The following is a 20,545-nucleotide window of genomic DNA, read 5'->3' on the forward strand; positions in this document are numbered from 1 at the left end:
TTATTTTTCGATTTCCGCCATTTAATAATCATATTTTTCGCATTGTACACTACAAATACTCAACAGTTCAATTTTATTTAATTCTTCCTTTTTCTTCTAAATTAGAATCCTTTTCTTCAATATTAATTTTTTTATTACCGAATTTATAAATAGCAGAAAGCTTAAAATATCTATTATCGCTAAATTCGTTAAAGGTATATAATGTATTATTTGATACAATTCTTGAATCAGAAAAACTTGTTTTAAATAAGTCATAAACATTAAAAGAAATTTGTAAATTTTTATCTAACATAAAATATCTTACTCCAAAGTCTAAACTATAATTACTATCTTGATCAGCAATTAAAATACTCATAGGTCCTTGGTAATTAAAACTTACTTCTGCTGTTAATGTTTTATTTTTATTTAATATAAATGAGTTATTAGTGGAAATATTATATGTAAAACCATTTAATGGTTTAAGTTGAATTCCTTCCGAAATTATTTTGGAATCAGTATAAAAAGTATATAACGTATTTTGTGATTGCCACCATGAGAACTTATTAAATATATATGTTTCAGAAATACCAATAGTGTAGTAATTATAGAAATTTTTTCTTAATATTGCTAATTCAAGATCTTTATTTACTGGTACTTGACCAAAACCATTAGTGTTATACTGAAAAAACATTGTGCTTATAAGTTTACTTTTATAGATATGTGTAAACTCAAAATTGTCTGCAAAAGAAGGTTGTAAAAAAGGATTGCCCTCGGCATAAGAATATTCGTTAATATACCATCTAAATGGATTTAATTCGCTAAATGTAGGCCTTTTTATTCTCTTACTATAATTAATATTGAATATATTGTTTTCATTGGCAGTATGTTGTAAATAAAAAGTAGGAAAAAATTGATTATATTTGAGTTTATTATTCTGAGCTAATGTTATAGACTCACCTAAAGTTTGTGTAAATTCGTATCTTAAACCTAACTGGATACTCCATTTTTCAGAAATATTTTTATTTCCATTAATGTATAAAGCTTGTGTATTTTCTGTATAAAGAAAATTATCCGTTTGAGTCAAATCAATAATTGGCATACCGCTTGTTGTTTCGAAAAAACTAACATCATTATTTGTTTTGGTTGTTGAAATTTTAGCTCCATAAGATAAATTAAAGTATTTATTAGGATGTTCAACATCAACTCTAGCACTATATATATCAATTTTCTGTGATCCATTGTTTAAACCAGAATATAAATTTGTTTGAATTTGATTAATATCAAAATTTCTTGTTAAAAAATTTCTATCTCTACTTGATTTATAATTTACATAATCTAATTCAACACCAACTTTTTTACCAATAGTATCTAATGTCTGATATAAATGAACATTAAATGAATGATTAATATTGTTTTGATTAACGTTGCCATTTGATAAAATACTTGAAACTCCACTTAAAGAATTAATTTTAGCAATGTAATTGTCATTAATATTAGGTATACTATTGTTTAATATATAATTAAACCCTATTTTTGATTTCTTTGAAATATATTCAATGAATATGTCAGAAGAATAAAAGTTTTGAGATATCTTTCTATTGTTTGTTGTTTCCCATTTTTGGTCTGCATATTGAATATCTATAATATCTATACCAAGCTCATTACCAACTTTTCCATCTACAGTTGCTCTTATATTAAACTTATTTTTAGAATAATTTAATGTGTTGCCCATACTTACTGAAGGGTACGTCGTTTGAATATAAGCACTCCTAATGGAATTTGACCATGAATTAAGAACACCTTGTTTAAGAACAATATTAATTAAACCACTATTACCCTCTGCATCATATTTAGCTGGCGGTGTTGTTATTACTTCAATTTTTTTTATGTCGTCTGATGATAAAGTCTTTAAATAATTAACCACGTCTTCACCTCTTAATTGTATAATTCTATCATTAACCATAACTGCCATACCACTTTTGCCAATCATTGAGATTGCATCATTTTGTACTCTTATACCTGGTGTGATTTTTAAGGCATCAATAGCATCGCCACCCGAGGCTGAAATGCTGTTTTCTACATTGAAAACTAGTCTATCTACTTTGCGTTCGATGAGTTTCTTTTTGGAGTTTACAACTACTTCTTGCAGTTGTTGTGGGGTGTCGTTTAGGATAATAATGCCTAAATTAACGTCTTGAGAGGCATTTATTGTTTGTTCTTTCAGTACTTTGCCCAGATGTTTTATCAACAAAGTATATGTGCCTTTGGGTGTTGTGAGGCTAAAGTTGCCCTTGCTGTCTGTCAAATCGCTATGGGTTATAAGGGCTTGATTGTTTTGCAGTTGCACTTCTAATAACTCAAGAGGTTTGTTTTGTGAGTCTGTTATTTGTCCACTGATTTTTACTTGTGCCAAAACTCCAAATGGTAATACAAATAGCCATAAAAAAATTGTGAATTTAGTCATTTTTTACTTTTTTAATTTATTCTGGTATATTATATAGCATATAATACGTTTTTTTAAAACATCACATCTTCATAATGCGAAATATTCTGTTATATGTATATCTTTGTACTTCTGATTCATTATTTGATTACAAACTTAAAACAAAAAATATACAAACCAAATATTTTTCTCTATTTTTATTTTTTTTTTTTGAAAATTATTACAATTTATTCATTTAATTCATTGAAAATCAATTGCTTTGTAATTTGTAATCTTATCTATTATTGTTTATAATTATTTGAGGAATATTCTATACATTCAATTAAATATACTCATGATTTTATTTTACTGTTCTTTTGCGTGAGGGATTGCATTGGAAATCCTTTTTTGCCCCACTTATTGGGGTAAATAAGATTATTTCACAATATTATATTTCTTTTGGAGTCCAATGAACATTGTTTGGAACGGATAGCCCGACCCGTAGATTACGGAGGGGCACGCCCAAATGTTAATTGTATGGAATATTTATTATGATTCAAAAAAAAACCGTTTCATTTGTATTGAAACGGTTTTTATTGTTTTAAAAATTTTTGGTTACTTTATCAATGGCTTTGATGGTAAAATCCAAATCGTCATAAGTGAGGGCATCGGTTATAAACCAAGTTTCGTAGGCCGATGGTGCAATATAAACCCCTTCGGCCAACAATCCGTGAAAGAATTTTTTGAATAATGGGTTGTCGCCATTTTTGGCTGTTTCAAAATTGGTTACGGGTTTCGCATCAAAATGAACCGAAATCATCGAGCCTACTCTGTTTATCGTAAAATCGATTTGATTTTGAATCAATACATTTTCGATGCCGTTGTGCAAATAGGCTGTTTTTTGTTCTAATCGTTCAAATAAATGTTCGTCGTTTTGAATGGATTGGAGCATGGCAAGTCCTGCGGCCATGGCCAAGGGATTTCCAGAGAGTGTTCCTGCTTGATAAACAGGGCCCATTGGGGCTAGGTAGTTCATGATTTCGTTTCGGGCTGCAAAAGCCCCAACAGGCAAGCCGCCACCTATTACTTTGCCAAAACAAACGATGTCGGCCTGGATGTCAAATAGTTCTTGGGCACCCCCTTTTGCTAATCGGAAGCCCGTCATGACCTCATCAAAAATAAGCAAAATGTTGTTTGTGGTACACAATTGTCGTAGGCCTTCTAAAAATCCTTTTTGTGGCGGCACACACCCCATGTTGCCTGCTACAGGCTCTATGATGATGGCTGCAATTTCGTTTGGATTGGCGGCAATCAAGTTTTGTACGTTTTCTAAATCATTGTAATTTGCTAGCAAGGTATCTTTTGCGGTGCCTGCTGTAACTCCGGGGCTATTGGGTGTGCCAAAGGTACTGGCACCGCTACCCGCCTGAATTAAAAATGAATCTGAATGTCCGTGGTAGCACCCCGCAAATTTGATAATTTTGTCTCGTTTGGTGTAGCCTCTTGCTAATCTGATGGCACTCATGCAGGCCTCGGTACCCGAGTTTACAAATCTGATTTTATCGATGTTGGGTACCATTGCAATGGCCAATGTGGCAATTTCGGTTTCGAGAGCCGTGGGCATTCCAAAGGAAGTTCCCAATTTTGCTTTTGCTATTACTGCTTGAACAACGGGCTCAAAGGCGTGACCCAAAATCATGGGGCCCCATGAATTGATGTAGTCTATCAATCGGTTGTTGTCTTCGTCTAATAGATAAGCTCCTTTGGCACTTTTTACAAAAATGGGCGTTCCCCCTACTCCTTTAAATGCTCGAACAGGCGAATTAACTCCTCCTGGAATTACGGCTTCGGCTTCGGCAAATAAGGCACTACTGCGTTTGTATAACATGTTATTTGACTTTTAATTTGAAACCAACAGAAAGTTTTCCGTCGGTAATTTGATTTATTTCTTGTAATTTTTCTATGGTTAGATTGAATTTTTTGGCTATCGAATACATGGTGTCTTTGGGCTGTACTACATAATATACTACATCTGGTTTTGCATCATTTGTAGGTAATGCCGTATCTGGTTTGACTGCCGTTGGGTTTTCGGGTTTTGGCAAAACAGCGGTTTGTATGTCTGAAGCCACTTTTAACGACATGCCAATAGAGAGTTTGCCATCGGTAATGTTGTTGATTTGTTGCAATTGTGCTACGCTCATGTTGTGCTTTTTGGCAATGCCATAAAAGGTGTCTTTGGGTTGCACTTTGTACCAAATTGTTTTTGCAACTGGCTCATGTACAGCTACTTCGTTGGGATTTACAACGGTTGGAATACTGTCTTTTACTACCTCCATTGGAGTTGTAGTGGCTATACTTTCTTTTGGTGCCACTGTGGTTGTAGTGTCTTTTGGAGTCATACTTGGAGCTTGTACTGCACTTTTTTGACTTGGATCGACATTTAATGTCATTCCAATATTTAATTTGCCATCGGTAATGTTGTTGATTTGTTGTAATTGAGCCACCGTCAAATGGTATTTTTTGGCAATCGAATAAAAAGTTTCTTTGGGCTGAACTGTATGAAAAGTTTTGTTTACAACGGTTTCTTGTGGGTTGTTAATTGGGTTGTTGGTTTTTGGTGTTTCTGTTGGTTTTGGATTTATGGGTGTTTTTATGCCCAAAACAGCCTCGTCGTACTGATACAATTTGTATTTTTCGATAATAGAAATTAATTTTTCGGGATATTTAACATCTGTTGCATAGCCCGCTTGTTTAAGTCCTTTGGCCCAAGCAGTATAATCATTTTTTTCAAGCAAAAATAGTCCGGCATAACGGTCTCTTTTAGACAAAAACTGAGAATGGTCGTCAAAGGATTGGCTCGGATTTTCATATTTTCTAAAACATTCGTTAGGCGAATCGTCGTTGTACAATATGCTAGCTCCTGTCCATTCAGTATGGCATTTTATTCCAAAATGGTTGTTTGCCTTTACACTCAATGGACCAGTACCCGCACCTGACTCTAATATGGCTTGTGCCAATGTGATACTGGCAGGAATACCAAATTTTTTCATATCGTCTTGAGCTACATTTTTATAGGTTTTAATGTAATTCAAAATCATTTCCGTAGTTACTTTTACTCGAGTTGTAGCCTCTAGCACTTCTGCATCAGATCGCATTTCGATAGTGCCGTCGTCGAGTGTTTTTGGAATGGCAGTAACGGCTTGCACTTTTTTGTTTCTATTATTCAAATTAGTCGAATTTGGTGCATAATTTTTACTTGATTTGCAACCCATTGCTAAAATAACAAGGCCGAAAAAAGCAATTTTCTTAATCATTTTATATTTATTTTATTTATTTTTTTCTTTTCTAAAACCCGATTCATACCTTCAATACCCTGAAGACCACCAGTATGAATCATCAATATGGTTGCATTGTTTTCAAAATATTGTTTTTCAATTAAATCAAAAACGCCAAAAACCATCTTTGCTGTATAAACAGGATCTAAAAGTATTTGATAGGCTTCCAAAAATTGGTTCATAAACGCAATTAAGGCAACAGTCATTTTGCCATAGCCTCCAAAATGATAATCCTGAATAAGTTCCCAATTGTTTTTGGTAGTCCATTGCTGTATGTCGTCATTTAAAAACGATCCTTTTAAAGCTGGAAATCCCAAAACTTTTTGATGGGCTTCGGCACTATTAATCAATCCAGAAATGGTACCTCCAGTGCCAACAGCGGTGCAAATATAATTAAAATTTTTGTCATTAAAATCAAGAATTTCTTCACATCCTTCTATGGCCAATGCGTTTGTTCCCCCTTCGGGAATGGTGTAGAAGGATCCCAATTTTTCGTTTAGAGTTGCTAAAAATTCGGATGTGTTTTTGTTTCTGTAGGTCTCTCGCGATACAAATTCAAATGTCATGCCATACTCTTGTGCTTGTTTTAGGGTTGGATTTTCGTGTATTTTGTGGGCCAATTCTTCGCCTCTTATCACGCCAACGGTTTGTAAACCAAGCGATTGACCCGCAAAAGCAGTTGCCGCTATATGATTTGAAAAAGCCCCCCCAAAGGTGAGCACCTTTTTGTGGTTTTCGGCCAATGCTTGCTTCAAATTGTAGTGCAATTTATAAAATTTATTGCCCGATATTTGTGGATGTATCCTATCGATTCGTTTCATATATACCGCAATATTTTTAGCCTCGTCTTTGCATATCAATTGATTTATTGGGGTCATTTATTTATATATTTCAAAAAATTATACATTTTTCTTTCGGTTAAATAATTCAAATTTTGTTCGTTTGCATAAGCTTCTTTTTCAAAAACAATATTTCTGTATGCTGCATTTTTGTTTTTGAATCGGTAATATTGAATAAAAAAATCAATCAAATACCATATAAAAAACGGAATGATAAGAAGTTCTAGTTGTTGTTTGAGATGGATTTTTTCGTGGTTGATCAAGCATTTATTGTTTTTCAATTGCTTGTTTTTCAAAAACACAAATGGGAAAATGGTTATACCAACATAACCTTTTGGGACAAAATATTTAGAAATGAGGACTAGCATTATTTTATTTGTAAATTTGCATCATGGAAAAGTCTAACAACAACAATAAATTAATTCTCAACGAAGATTACTATCTTTCGGAAATGGGATATAAAGTTTTTACGGCTCAATACCATTTAAAACGTGGTTATTGTTGCAAAAATGGTTGCAAACATTGTCCTTATCATTTTGATAAAAAAACCAATACTTTCAAAAAAACATAAAAAGTAAATCTTTTTATTATTTTTTTCGTTCAATTACATAATTAACCATCAAAATCAAAGCGGCTTTGTATTCTGAATTTGGAAAATGGTCTAACAAGGCTAGGGCTTCGTTTTGAAATTCTATCATTTTGTTTTCGGCATACTCCAACCCTTTTTGAGCAATAACAAATGCGATGACTTCTTTTACTCGTTTTTTATTTTTGTTGTGGTTTTTTATAGAATTGATCAGCCAAGATTTTTCAGATGCAGTACAATGATTGAGCACATATATAAGTGGCAGGGTCATTTTTTGCTCTTTGATGTCGATACCTGTTGGTTTGCCAATGGCATCGTCTGTATAATCAAACAAATCATCTTTTATTTGAAAAGCCATTCCAATTAATTCGCCAAATTGCCGCATTTTTTCAACCAAAATCGTGTCGTCAATGACCGATTGAGCGCCTAATGCACAACAAGAAGCAATAAGTGTAGCTGTTTTTTTTCTGATGATTTCATAATAAATAGCTTCCGTAATGTCTAATCTTCTGGCTTTTTCTATTTGCAACAGCTCTCCTTCGCTCATTTCTCTAACGGCTACTGAAATGATTTTCAACAAATCAAAATCACCATTATCTATTGATAAAAGCAATCCTTTTGACAGCAAATAATCGCCAACTAAAACAGCAATTTTGTTTTTCCAAAGGGCATTTATCGAAAAAAAACCACGTCGTCTGTTACTGTCATCTACCACGTCGTCGTGTACTAATGTAGCGGTGTGTATCAGCTCTATGACTGCGGCACCTCTATAAGTGCGTTCGTTTATACTGCCTTGATTGAGCATTTTAGCGGTTAGAAATACAAACATGGGTCGCATTTGTTTGCCTTTTCGGTTTACGATATAATACGTTATCCGATTGAGCAGTGCCACTTGCGATTTCATAGAATCATAGAACTTTTTTTCGAAAAGTTCCATTTCTGATTGTATCGGTTTTTTTATTTGTGCTGTTGTATTCATCAAAGTTCAAAGGTACTTATTATGTTTAATAGTAACAAAACTAATTTTGGTTTTTTTTGGATGTCTATTAAACTTTTTGCCTTTTTAAGAGTCTATTATTCAAAATATACTAATTTTGTTAAAAAATCGTTATAGGATTTGAAATAAAATAGTAAGTCAACAAATTTTTAACTTTAAAATTGATAAAAACCATGAAATTAAAACTTTTTACCTTAGGGTTGGCCATCGTGCTAACGGCTGTGAGTTGTACGAAAGACAAAGACGATACGTCTAATATTACAGCAGATGAAGCCGCTGTAAATGCAAAAATTGATGTTGCCTCAGACGATGTGTCGCAACTTATTGAAGATCAATACGATGCTACTATGGCCAATACGGCAAACAAAACCACACCAAGTTTAGAAAACAATACCTTGCCTCCTTGTGCTACGGTTACTCGAGTACCAGCATTTGGAACCCCCATTACTGCAGGAACCACAGTTACAAAAACAGTCGATTTTGGTACAACAGGCTGTGCTATCAACAATGGAAATATTTTGAAAGGAAAAATTATCATGACCTTTGTTTATCAGCCAACAGCAACAACACACACGGTAACTTATACGTTTGAGAATTTTTATCACAACGACAATATGCTAAGTGGCAGCAAAACATTTACAAGATCACTAACCCCTGCAACGGCTACATCGTTACCACATCCAATTGTTACAATGAACATGGATTTGACTTTGACAAGACCAAATGGAACAACGTTTACTCGTGTAGGACAAAGAGTTAGAGAAATTGTTGAAGGATACAGTACCCCATCTTGGACAGACAATATTTATAAAGTAACAGGAGCCTGGACCACCACTTTTCCAAACACTACAGTTCAAACGAGCACCATAACCACACCATTGATGATAAAAATGAGTTGTGTAGCCGTAAACAAACCATTGATTGTAAAAGGTGTTATTACCTTTGTTCGCAACGACCATACCGCCACATTAGATTATGGCACGGGAGAATGTGATAATACCGCTATATTTACAAGCAATGGTGTTTCGACAGTAATTACTATTGGAAATTAAATAAAACAAGGTCATACAAACAAAAACCCTAATTTATGGAATATAAATTAGGGTTTTTTGATTTGAATAATTGTAAATAAAATTGATTTTTATATTACATTAACCAATATAAGATTGTAAAAATATTTCAATAAAATTTAATAAATTATTTACAACTATTTATTTTTTATAAATTTTAATTCTATATCATAAAAAACACCCCTACAGCAATCTTGTTGCCGTTTTTCTTTGTCGCTCACCACACCATAGTTTCCTAATAATGCAGCACAAAGTGGTTTACGGATTATTTTTTATTGTTTTTAGGTATCCGTTCATCCGCTTCGCTCAAGTGATAACTACTCCTGAAAGTCGTCACTGAGAGACCTACTCTCATCTGTTTTAAAGCATCAACAACTGCGTTGTTGTTCAAGTCACACACGTTCCCGCGCTTTGCGAGGTTGCGGACTTTTAGCACTAAAGTTTCTAAAAATTCCTAAACTTTGATTAAGCACAAATGCTTCTAAAAAAGCACTTACCCCGCAATCTTGCAAAACGCTTGTTGACAGATCGTTATTCTTTAATTATTTTAGTGTTCATTATACCTTTTTCTGTATAAAGTTTTAGAATATAATTTCCTGTCTTCAAATTACTTAAATCAATTTTATTTTCACGAACCGAATTTGAACTTAAAATTCTTCCTGCAATATCGTAAACTTCAACTTTTGATATATTGTGCTCTGTTTTGAAGTTTAAAAAATCTTTTACCGGATTTGGATATACAGAAATTTCATTTACTAATACACTTTCTTGTAAACCTAATGTATTTTGTATAGTTGTTCCAAAATTATTTGTGATAATTGGTGCATTGTAATCAAAATATATATTAGCATTATTGTAAAATGAATTTCCAACTACTAGATTTGACTTTAATTTAATTTTGAACACAATGTAGCCATATCTTTCTTCACTTGGTGAAAACGGCAAATCAATTCCCTCAAAAAAGAATTCTACTTTATTATTATCCGTAACAGTCATTCGAAAAGGATGACTTGCATCTAATGGAAAGATACTGCTAATGTCAAATTTACTTATATTGATTAAATCTTTAATTACAACATTTGTAGCATTGGCATTTCCATTATTCTCGAAACGAATAATATAATGAACATAATTGCCGATTTTTTCAGATGTAACTGTTGTACCTTCTAAACAAGTTTTATCATTTGGGTCAAATGCATTAACAACTGTTTGATTTAAAATAAATGTATTATCGAAAACTGTTTCATCCGTAAAAGTATTCGTGATTGAAGCAGTATAATTTAAAACATCTCCACTATTTACAGGGTTTGAACTTGTAGGAGAATTTACGGTAAATTCAACAATAAATTCTTGAGTATTAAATGGGTTAATATTTGAAAAATTAAAGCCTAATGTATTTGCATTAGTGAAATTTGGAGCAATAGTTGAAGAAGTATAAACTACTTTAGAATTATCAAAACTGATGCTCACATTTCCAGAAAGGGTTGAAGTACCTTTGTTTTGTAATAGTACTTTGTATTTTGAAACAAAACCTGGTCTTGCAGCATTTATTGGAATTAAAACTATACTTAAATCATTATAATTACCATTTGGAGTAATGCAAATATCTTGATTTTGAGTGTTTCCATAAGTGGTGAAATTAGAACTAAAAGTGGAAGGTGTAGCTGTAAAATAAGTGGGATTTTCAAAAATTATAGAATGGTTGATATTTCCAGTATTTATATATTGTAAATAATTTCCATTTGAGTTAGAAAAAGTAAAATCATTGATGTTGTTTAGGGTAGATTTTACTTTTATATTTGAAGCATTTATGTCAGTAGAAGTGCAACCATTTAAGTCTGAATCAAATTTGATATTACCTGTTAAAGTATTAAATAAACCATTTGGAGAAAGTGTGCAATATGTTGTAAGTGTATAATTTGATGGTACATCCCAATCAAAAAGTTGTCCATTAAAAAGTGTAACTTCATTATTATCATGGCAGATTACTAAACCTTGATTATCATTACTTAAATCTACACCAAAAGTATCTTGAGTGATTCCATTTTTTAAAGATATAAATCGAAGTTTTGGATAGAGAACATCTAATGATGTTAGTAAAGGACAACCACTTAAATCTAAACTTAAATCATTGGTTATTAAATTATTGATATATGAATTTACAGAAATATTCAAATGATTTAAACTTGGCAATGTTCCAAAAGTAAGATTGTTATTAAAAACACAATCAGAAACATCAAAGTAATTAAAATTATTACTATTTAATATTAGTGGTTGAATTAAAATACACTTACTTAATTCCAACCTCACAAGATTTGAACTATTATTAAAATTGATTAAATTTAAACCCCTAGGATTATCACTCCAATTTGCACGATAAGGAATATTTATTTTTATTTTTTTTATATTATTCAATGGAGCAAAGCTAATATTGACATCTGCCGATACTTGATGATAATAAGTAGCATTTGAATAAACTTCTAATTCTTCCAAATTAGGATTTCCAGAAAAATTTAAAGTTGTAGTTGGCAAATCTGCTATAATAACTTTTTTTAAATTAGTGTTGTTTCCAAAGTTTATTGTAAATAATGAACCGTTATTAGCACTTCCTAAACTGGTTTCATAAGTTTGAAATGTTTCTAAATGCGTTAAAGTTGATAAATCTAAATTTTGAATACCGTTATAATTTCTAATAAACTTTAGGGATTTTAAATTCAGAAAATTAATTGGATTAAAAACTTGACAATTACAAGGGTCGCCAGTGTTGTATGTTGGACTAATTGAAATAAATTCTAAATTTTCTATTGATTGTAAGTTCAATACATTTAGGGAAGTTGGCAATCTATTGATTATTAGAGTTTTTATATTTTGTGGATATAATGGATTATCTAAAGCGTTGTAGTTAGTAAATACTAAATCTGTATAGTTAGTTAATCCTAAATCTAAAACTCTTAAATTATACATATACTTTAGAGCAGAATAATCTAAATCATCTGATTGAGTTGTAGAACCTGAAATTTTTATTTCTTCTAAATTAATTTTTAAAAGATAATTAATGCTTAAAAACAAGGCTAACCGTGATGATATTTTTTTTAAAGTTGCACTAGTAGAATTATAAATAATAGAACTTGTATTTATAGCATATAAAGTTTCTAAAAGATTCTTTTGACCTAAATTTAAAGTTCCACATTTAATATCAATATAATTTATTTGATTTAGACCTGTTAAATCAGCAGTATTTAATCCAACATTTGAAAAAGAACCATTATCAAATTCAAATCGAGTCAAATTTACAAAACTATTAATTCCTTCAATGCTTGAAATATTAGTTGAGTTTAGTAAATTTAATTCTTTTACTTGTAAAGCTTCGGTTTCTTGAATTTCATTATCATTGTTTGTATCAATGTCAATAAAATTTCCGCTTAAATCTTTGGCAATAGTATTTGTAGCATTTGCAGATAAAAGCCTTGCTTTAAAATTCGCATCAGGAATGTTAACAATTTGTGCATTACATAAAGTTGTAAAAGCAATTATAATAAAAAGGATTTTTTCTTTCATTTATTTTAGATTTAATTTTTATCAGTTTCGTTTGTCAATAATGTCTGCCAACTAGTAGATATACGAAAGTTATTGCGTTTTTAACATTCTATATCCACTTCACAAAAGTACAAACAAAAAAAATACTTTGCAACTTTTTTATAAAAAAGCCACATGAATAAATATTATCGTAAAACAAACGTATCATTACAACTTATTTTTTTCAAAATTGTGCCAGCAGTTTGTTGCTGTATGTTCAGGGTTACTCTTGTGGAGTCTAACTGAAAGTCGCCCTTGGGCTATGGATGAAAGGTCGCTACATTTTTTGTAGGTCATCTTGTTTTTGAAAAAAAAGCTGCTTGAATAGGGTTTGTTAAAAATGGTTTGCTAACTTTAATTTATTTTAAATGTAAAATTTGCTTTTGCTTTTATCACTCGTATATCCACTACAAACATAAAACTATTTTTTTATTTGAATTTACAACTATTTCCCCGTTTTTATTGTGCTAATCCCAAGTGTTTTGATTGGCATACGGGGGAACTGTATAGGTTGGGTTGGTCAGGGATTGTGATTGTATATAGTGATTATAATTTTTTTCTGATATTATTGTGCCGTTTTTTTGCTATCTTTGCCACCAAAAAAAACCTTGATACCATCGGATGCTATTTTTAATATCAAAAATCAGAAGCAATTTGAAAAAATAGCTTTACAAGTTTTTCGTTATCAATATGAACATAATGTAGTGTATCGGGAATTTTGTAACCACTTGAAAATAAATGTTTTAGAAATAAAATCGGTTCGGAAAATTCCATTTTTGCCTATTTCATTTTTCAAAACTCATCAAATCATTTCTGGTTCAAAATCTATTGAACAAGTATTTACAAGTAGTGGTACCACGGGGGCAACAACAAGTAGTCATTTTGTTAGCGATGTTGCTATGTACGAAAAAAGTTACCGTTATGCTTTTACACAGTTTTATGGCAACATTCAGGATTATACCATTTTAGCCCTTTTGCCTTCGTATTTGGAACGAACGGGGAGTTCGTTAATATATATGGTGGCCGATTTGATAGCACAAAGTAACAATCCAGACAGTGGTTTTTATTTGAAGGACCACAACAAATTAGTAAGTAAGATTCAAGAACTCGAAAAACAAGGAAAAAACACTTTACTTATTGGGGTTACGTTTGGGTTATTGGACGTTTTGGACCAGTACCAGCTGGAGCTACACAACACTATTGTAATGGAAACTGGAGGCATGAAAGGCCGCCGAAAAGAACTGATTAGGGAGGAGTTGCATGGGATTTTGTGTAAGGGGTTTGGGGTTTCTGGTATTCATTCTGAATATGGGATGACCGAGCTTTTGTCGCAGGCCTATTCGTTTGGTCATGGGGTGTTTGAATGTCCAGCTTGGATGCAAGTATTGGTTCGAGATACCGAAGATGCTTTGAGCTATGTGCCAAACGGCAAAACTGGGGGTATTAATGTGATTGATTTGGCCAATATCCATTCGTGCTCGTTTATAGCTACCCAAGATTTGGGCAAAAGGTATGACAACGGAACGTTTGAAGTATTGGGCAGGTTTGACCATTCGGATATTAGGGGTTGTAATTTGATGGTGCTTTGAAATCGTATCCATTGGCAATTCCTTTAATTGATTTTAATAAGTGTAGTAAATGAAAAAAAACGGGATACGAACGGTTTTTATGATGCTAGGGCTGTTTGTTATACAGGTACATGCTCAAGATTTTGAAGGTAGAAAATGGAAGCCTTCTTTTCAATTGGACAACCGTTTTTCGAGTATCAATTCGATAAACATCACCATTTTTGGGGCAAAAGTGGGCATGCAATACAACAAACTGGCTAGAATTGGAATTGGTGGATCATTTATTGTCAATCCTGTAAGTTTTGATTATTACAATAAAAAGAAGAAGATAAATGAAACAAATGTGTTGCATTTTTGGTATTTGAGTGTTTTTAATGATTGGATTATTTATAAAGACAATCGATGGCAGGTATTTGCAACGGAACAAATTGGCTATGGAAAGCCTCGTTTTCAGAAAGAGATTAATGACGAAATTGTAAGTAATGTTAATCGGAATTTGATTGTAAATGAGTTTTCTGCACAAGTAAATTATAAGGTTGTTCCGTGGTTTGGTTTAGGCACGGGCATTGGCTACCGCCATATTTTGAATGGCGAGGCAACGCTGAAACAAACATTTGACGCTCCAATATATATTGTAAAAGTAATAGTGTATCCTGAAAATATCATTAGATTGAAACGAAAAGAGTAGCTGTTTGAAAGTTGGGGTGGCGGTGTTGATTGAAAATTGTTGGTGCCTTGAACTGCACCCCGACCTGAGTGGAGCTCTTTTTTTTGGCCGCTCGACGGTTTGATAGGTTTGCGGCCAAAAAAAAAGCGGGAACGGAGGGCGGAATAGGTGCCCAAATAAAAAAATATGTTTTGTAGCTCCTTGATTAGATACATTTTGATTAACATCTTATTTTTTTATTTGAAATAAATCCTAACTTCTTGAAATCAAAATGCTTTCCCAAAATATATGATGTTTTACATTTGAAAAAATACACTATCTTTGCCAAAATTAATGTTTAGATGAATAATAGAGCTGGAAAAAAGGATAAAACAACAGGACGGTCTAATAGTACAAGACCTCATTCTAATAAGCCCAAACCTCCAATGGCCAAAAGGGCTCAGGGGAAAAAAGCGAAACCAAAAAATGGAGAGGAGGCTGCAAAAGTAACTGTGATGGACAAAAAACCACAACAGGCTGCAAAACGGCAAAAGTTATCGGACGAGATTCGATTGAATAAATATATTGCCAATTCTGGGGCTTGTTCTAGGCGAGATGCCGATATTTATATCCAATCGGGGAATGTGAAAGTGAATGGTGTTGCGGTTACCGAAATGGGCTATATGGTAAAGCCTGGCGATGTAGTGAACTTTGATGGAAGTGTGATAACGCCCGAAAAAAAGGAATATATTTTATTGAATAAACCCAAAAATTTTACTACATCGATGGACGAAGGGCAAGAGCATCGACATGTTTTGGACCTTTTGCGAGGGGCTACTACGTCTAAAATTGCAGCTGTTGGACGGATGGACAAAAATACTACGGGCTTGCTATTGTTTACAAACGATACGGATATGATTCGGAAATTTTCGTTACCAAATCAAAAATCGCCTAAAATATATCAAGTTTCGTTGGATAAAAATTTGAAATTTGAGGATTTAGAAAAAATCAGCAAAGGAATGGTGCTTGAAGGACATAAGGTGTTTGTAGAAGACATTAGCTACATAGAAAACGAACCCAAATCGGAAATAGGTTTGAAACTTCGGACAGCGAATGTAAAAGTTGTTCGGGCCATTTTTGAACATTTTAGTTACGATGTTTTGAAAATAGACCGGGTGTCGTTTGCGGGATTGACCAAGAAAAATTTGCCTAGAGGAAATTGGCGTTTTCTTACAGATCAGGAAGTGATCAATTTGAAAAATGCTTAACAAAAGCTGATTTATATACAACAATAATGCTATAAATGTTTGTTTGGGCGTTCCTCAAGGTTAGGACTTCTGTTGCAAACAACGTTCATTGAACACCAAAAGAAATATCATATTGTGAAATAATCTTTTTTGATTACCACATTCAGAAACTATATTCGTGCAATACAACACCTTTTGGGAGCTTCTAAAAGATTTTCACTACTATCCCTAACGCAAAACACGTTACATAATAAGCAATTCAAAAAGCTGTCCAAACAAAAATTGGACAGCTTTTTTTATTTTATGTTTCGTAAGGCTTCTCTTTTGCTTAATGGTTTTAAATTTGTATCCGCAACATAATTCAAAACTCCATTTGGATTATAACGGCTATACTCTCGCAAGGCCCAACCGATGGCTTTTTGAATAAAAAATTCTTTTGATGTTTTGTGTTTTTCACATTCGGATTTTAGTAGTTCAAAATCTGTTTTGTCCTTGTAGCTCAATTGAAAAATGATGGCACTGCGGTTGAGCCACATCTTGTGGCTGTTGGAAAAATTTTCGATCACTAAAAACTTTTTTTCTGGAAAATGTTGTAGGTATCCACCAAGTAAATATTTTGCCACTACATCGACAGAATCCCACCACGAATGGGTAGTAAGTAAATACGCTATTGTTGAAATATCAGATTCTTGGTAGTTTTTTTTGAAATATTTCATACCAATTTCTATGGCACAATAATGAAACTCTCTCGACTCTTTTTCAAACAAAGTTGTTATTATTTGTCTGAAATTGTTGATCAATTCGGTTTGGTATTTCTCGAACACTGTTTTTTGAAGACTCCTTCTAAGTTCGGTTTTAATTCCAATAAATTTAAAATTATCTTTCATATAGGCTTCCATTGACAATGCCTGCTCTGGATTTTTATGTTCTAAAAATACGTTTTCTAAGTGTGTGATAAAATCCATTTTCTTACGGTGCTATTTTGTTTTTTTTTAATTATTGGCTTTTTTAATCGTTTAAATTAGTACAAAAAGCCGAATAACCAAAGCGGAATCGAATTTTTGTAACCTGTTTCTATCTCGTCTTTTACCAAAAAAGAATTGGATATGTCTTGTATTTGTCGGGCTGTTTTGTTGCGTCCGCCAATTTCAAAAACATATTTTTCGTTTACACAAAAATCGCCTTTTGAGGTATAAGTAACCGTATTTTGATTGCTTTCTACCATATTGATAAAAAAAGTCTCTCTCAAAGTGCCTATTTCTGGTTTTTTTTCGCTCAAGGCAAACATCAAATTGGTATTATGCAAAAATATTTTTTCGGGTTTGTTCAAAATCGAAGTAGTATTCACACTATGAAAAAGTCCGTAAATCAATTTTGCAGCACGCAACATGCCTATCATTTCGTAGAGTTTTGTTCGGCTACAGCCCACTTGTGCTGCCAGTTTTGTTACATTTGGAGTAAACGGCACCGACTGGGCAATGATGTACAACAACTTTTTTACTTGATGCAAAGTTGCAAATTCAATAGGGACAATACTAGGCAAATCGGTATCGATAATCAAATTGATGGTTTGCTTCAACCGTTGATGAACAAATTTAGTTTCTTTAAAAATAGGGTACGAACCCCATTCTAAATATTGTTTGAAATAAAAAAGCGGTTTTTCAATTTTTTGTATAATTTCTTCTGCAATATTTTCATGATTTTGTATCAATTCTTCAAATGTAAAATGAGGCAAATCCATAGCATATTTAATGCCTAGAAATTCTCTAAAAGAGAGTTCTGGCAAATGAAAATGAAGCACTCTTCTACTCAAATCGGCTCCAGATTTTTCTAATTCTAGAATAGAGGAACCCGTGATAAGCATCTTCAATTCTGGAATTAAATCGTATATATTTTTGACTTCTCTACTCCATTCTGGGTATTTGTGAACCTCATCTAATAATAGAATTTTTCCGTTGTTTTGGGCAAATGCTCTAGCCGTATCCACCAATGTATGTTGTCTGAAATATATATCGTCTAGGGTAACATATAAAGCTTCGTTGCCTTTGTATGTGTCTTTTAAATGTTGTAAAAAAAGCGTTGTTTTGCCCGAACCTCTCGATCCAAAAAGCATAATAGCCCTTTCGTCCCAAGGAAGGTTGTGCTGTAATGTACGATGAAAATCAGTTGTAAGATTTCGTATCAGCTTTTTTTGAGTTTCAAATAATGTTTCCATTTCTGTCTTTTTTAACAGACGCAAAGGTATAAAAATTGTTATATATAAATAACATTTTTTGTATTTTTTTGTATTTTATAAATAACAATTATTGTATTAATATGTATTTTAGAAATAACAATATAAATTAAAAAATGTATTTTATAAACTACAAATAATATCTATTTTTGTAATTTATAAAATACACTTTTATTTCTTAATTAATTTAATATCAATAGTTTAATTTTTTAATTCTAAAATTATTACAGATTTAGAATCTATACTGATATCATTTTTTAAATCTATTTTTTGATTGGTAAAAATGTCTTTGCCAGTAGTGAAATTTTGAATATTTTCTGCAAAACGTTTGGTGCTAATGGTGCGTTTTTCATCGGCATTATTCATAATTACCATCACCGATTGATTGTCATCATATCTGAAATAAACATACACATTTTGCTCTGGCAAGTAGTGTTTCATTTTTCCAAAAGCCACAACAGGGTTGTTTTTTCGCCAGTTGAATAATTTGGATGTAAAGTCAAAAAATTGATTTTGGACGGCACTTCGCCCCGACTTTGTAAATGCATTTTGAGCATCGCCATCCCATCCGCCAGGAAAATCTTGTCTGATGTCGGCATCGCCTTTGCCTTTATCGCCAGCCATACCAATCTCTGATCCATAATACAACTGCGGAATACCACGCACGGTGGCTAGCAAAGACATCGCCATTTGGTATTTTTTGAAATCGTTTTTATAGATTTGATTGAAACGATTGGTATCGTGGTTCTCGGCAAAAGTGAGTATATTATTGGTATTTGCATATAAAAAATCATTTACAAAATTTTCATATACCTTGTACATGCCATCGTTCCAATTGGTTTTGTCTTCGTTGAAAACCGACCCAAAAGCATCGTGCAAAGTAAAGTCCATTACGCTTGGCAAATAGCTATTGTAACTTTGAATTTTGGCAATTGGGCTGTCTTTTTGCCAATAAGAAATTTGGGCTTGGTCGTGCATCCATACTTCGCCAACGATATTAAAATAAGGATATTCGTCGGTAATGGCTTTGGTCCATTTGGCAATGCCTTCTTTGTCGTTATACGAATAGGTATCTACTCTAAAACCATCCAAATCGGCATATTCTATCCACCAAATCGCATTTTGAGTTAAATAGTTCAATACCAAAGGGTTGGATTGATTCAAATCAGGCATTGAAGGCACAAACCAACCGTCCATACATTGTTTTTTGTCGATAGCCGCAGCGTTGGTGTCATATTGTGTCGTCATGCGATAATTGGATTGCGAATAACCCGGAAACTGGTGGAACCAATCGTAAGTTGGCATGTCTTTAAACATCCAATGTTCTGCTCCCCAATGGTTTGTAACATAATCTTTGATCAATTTCATGCCGTTTTGGTGCAAGGTAGCCGCCAATTTTACATACTCTTCGTTGGTACCATATCGAGGGTCAATTCTATATACGTCCGATTGTCCGTAGGTGTGGTACGAATAGGTTTTGTCATTGTCTTCACACATTGGCGTACTCCATAAAGCGGTAACTCCCAGTTCTTTTAAATAATCAACATGCTTGATAATTCCCTCAATATCACCACCATGGCGACCTCCTGGATTTTTTCTATCCGCTTTTTCTACTACCGAATTATCGCTATCGTTGTTGGGATTTCCATTGGCAAAACGATCGGGCATGATTAAATACATCATGTCTGAAGCGTCAAAACTTTTTCTGAATCTTGAGTTTTCTTTTCGTTTGCGAAGTTCATATTTTTGAGTAAAAGCTACTTTTTTATTTTTTGAAAAAGAAAATGTAAGTTCTTGAGCCGCAACATTTTTGGTGTCTATGGTTACAAAAAGATAGTTTGGGTTTTCTGTTTTTCGGATGTTGTTGATGATAACATTATTAGAAACAGATACTTCATTTTGAGCAATATTTTTGCCATAAAATAAAATTTGTACTTCTGGATTTTGCATATTGGCATACCAAAAAGGCGGTTCAACACGGTCTATTTGTGCAAATAAATTGCTACTAACTAGTAATAAGAAAATGATTTTTTTCATGATAATTATT

Annotated in this window: 15 protein-coding genes; 5 read left to right on the forward strand and 10 right to left on the reverse strand. The window is 32.8% G+C overall.

Features of this window, described 5'->3' with window-relative positions; genetic code table 11:
• Positions 1-73: 73 nt before the first annotated feature.
• From FBFL15_RS11955 to FBFL15_RS11975, 5 genes are all read right to left on the reverse strand, one after another.
• Positions 74-2,443 carry an outer membrane beta-barrel family protein gene (locus tag FBFL15_RS11955; RefSeq protein WP_014084838.1) on the reverse strand — a complete coding sequence of 790 codons (2,370 nt, stop codon included), beginning with the start codon at positions 2,441-2,443 and terminating at the stop codon, positions 74-76.
• A gap of 559 nt (positions 2,444-3,002) precedes the next feature.
• Complete coding sequence (gene hemL, locus FBFL15_RS11960) at positions 3,003-4,289, reverse strand: glutamate-1-semialdehyde 2,1-aminomutase (protein WP_014084839.1); 1,287 nt, start codon at positions 4,287-4,289, stop codon at positions 3,003-3,005.
• 1 nt (position 4,290) lies between these two features.
• Entirely contained in the window at positions 4,291-5,715 is a 1,425-nt protein-coding gene (locus FBFL15_RS15835; RefSeq protein ID WP_014084840.1) for a glucosaminidase domain-containing protein, read from the reverse strand.
• Positions 5,712-6,614 (reverse strand): 1-aminocyclopropane-1-carboxylate deaminase/D-cysteine desulfhydrase, encoded by a 903-nt coding sequence (locus FBFL15_RS11970; protein WP_014084841.1) that lies wholly within the window; start codon positions 6,612-6,614, stop codon positions 5,712-5,714. Before FBFL15_RS11970 ends, FBFL15_RS15835 begins: the two co-directional genes overlap by 4 nt.
• Positions 6,611-6,943, reverse strand: a complete 333-nt coding sequence (locus FBFL15_RS11975; RefSeq protein WP_014084842.1) for a hypothetical protein — start codon at positions 6,941-6,943, stop codon at positions 6,611-6,613. The genes FBFL15_RS11970 and FBFL15_RS11975 overlap by 4 nt, the downstream gene beginning before the upstream one ends.
• 23 nt (positions 6,944-6,966) lie before the next feature.
• Between FBFL15_RS11975 and FBFL15_RS11980 the strand changes: the two genes are divergently transcribed.
• Entirely contained in the window at positions 6,967-7,146 is a 180-nt protein-coding gene (locus FBFL15_RS11980) for a C1orf53 family protein (RefSeq protein WP_044032288.1), read from the forward strand.
• A gap of 16 nt (positions 7,147-7,162) precedes the next feature.
• On the opposite strand, the gene FBFL15_RS11985 is transcribed toward FBFL15_RS11980, so the two are convergent.
• Positions 7,163-8,140 carry a polyprenyl synthetase family protein gene (locus FBFL15_RS11985; RefSeq protein WP_014084843.1) on the reverse strand — a complete coding sequence of 326 codons (978 nt, stop codon included), beginning with the start codon at positions 8,138-8,140 and terminating at the stop codon, positions 7,163-7,165.
• 191 nt (positions 8,141-8,331) lie between these two features.
• Here FBFL15_RS11985 and FBFL15_RS11990 point away from each other — a divergent pair, with 191 nt between their 5' ends.
• Positions 8,332-9,210 carry a hypothetical protein gene (locus tag FBFL15_RS11990; RefSeq protein ID WP_014084844.1) on the forward strand — a complete coding sequence of 293 codons (879 nt, stop codon included), beginning with the start codon at positions 8,332-8,334 and terminating at the stop codon, positions 9,208-9,210.
• A 549-nt stretch (positions 9,211-9,759) separates the two neighbouring features.
• Here FBFL15_RS11990 and FBFL15_RS11995 read toward each other — a convergent pair.
• Positions 9,760-12,786 carry a T9SS type A sorting domain-containing protein gene (locus tag FBFL15_RS11995; RefSeq protein WP_014084845.1) on the reverse strand — a complete coding sequence of 1,009 codons (3,027 nt, stop codon included), beginning with the start codon at positions 12,784-12,786 and terminating at the stop codon, positions 9,760-9,762.
• 626 nt (positions 12,787-13,412) lie between these two features.
• Here FBFL15_RS11995 and FBFL15_RS12000 point away from each other — a divergent pair.
• The 3 genes from FBFL15_RS12000 (at position 13,413) to FBFL15_RS12010 (ending at position 16,286) form a co-directional block, all read left to right on the forward strand.
• The gene (locus tag FBFL15_RS12000) at positions 13,413-14,393 is read left to right on the forward strand and encodes a LuxE/PaaK family acyltransferase (protein WP_014084846.1); all 981 of its coding nucleotides are present in this window, start codon (positions 13,413-13,415) and stop codon (positions 14,391-14,393) included.
• Between the two features lie 49 nt (positions 14,394-14,442).
• On the forward strand, positions 14,443-15,060 hold the full coding sequence (locus FBFL15_RS12005) for a hypothetical protein (RefSeq protein ID WP_014084847.1): 618 nt from the start codon (positions 14,443-14,445) through the stop codon (positions 15,058-15,060).
• A gap of 320 nt (positions 15,061-15,380) precedes the next feature.
• Positions 15,381-16,286 carry a pseudouridine synthase gene (locus FBFL15_RS12010; RefSeq protein ID WP_014084848.1) on the forward strand — a complete coding sequence of 302 codons (906 nt, stop codon included), beginning with the start codon at positions 15,381-15,383 and terminating at the stop codon, positions 16,284-16,286.
• Positions 16,287-16,561: 275 nt separating this feature from the next.
• Here FBFL15_RS12010 and FBFL15_RS12015 read toward each other — a convergent pair whose 3' ends face one another.
• The 3 genes from FBFL15_RS12015 to FBFL15_RS12025 all read right to left on the reverse strand — a co-directional run bounded on the left by FBFL15_RS12015 (position 16,562) and on the right by FBFL15_RS12025 (position 20,535).
• Positions 16,562-17,230 (reverse strand): DNA alkylation repair protein, encoded by a 669-nt coding sequence (locus FBFL15_RS12015; protein ID WP_014084849.1) that lies wholly within the window; start codon positions 17,228-17,230, stop codon positions 16,562-16,564.
• Positions 17,231-17,286: 56 nt separating this feature from the next.
• Entirely contained in the window at positions 17,287-18,480 is a 1,194-nt protein-coding gene (locus tag FBFL15_RS12020; RefSeq protein WP_014084850.1) for an ATP-binding protein, read from the reverse strand.
• Positions 18,481-18,699: 219 nt separating this feature from the next.
• Positions 18,700-20,535, reverse strand: coding sequence for a glycoside hydrolase family 13 protein (locus FBFL15_RS12025; RefSeq protein WP_014084851.1), 1,836 nt, complete (start codon positions 20,533-20,535; stop codon positions 18,700-18,702).
• Between the last annotated feature and the right edge of the window lie 10 nt (positions 20,536-20,545).

Origin of the sequence: Flavobacterium branchiophilum FL-15, assembly GCF_000253275.1 — a bacterium.
GTDB classification, from domain to species: domain Bacteria; phylum Bacteroidota; class Bacteroidia; order Flavobacteriales; family Flavobacteriaceae; genus Flavobacterium; species Flavobacterium branchiophilum.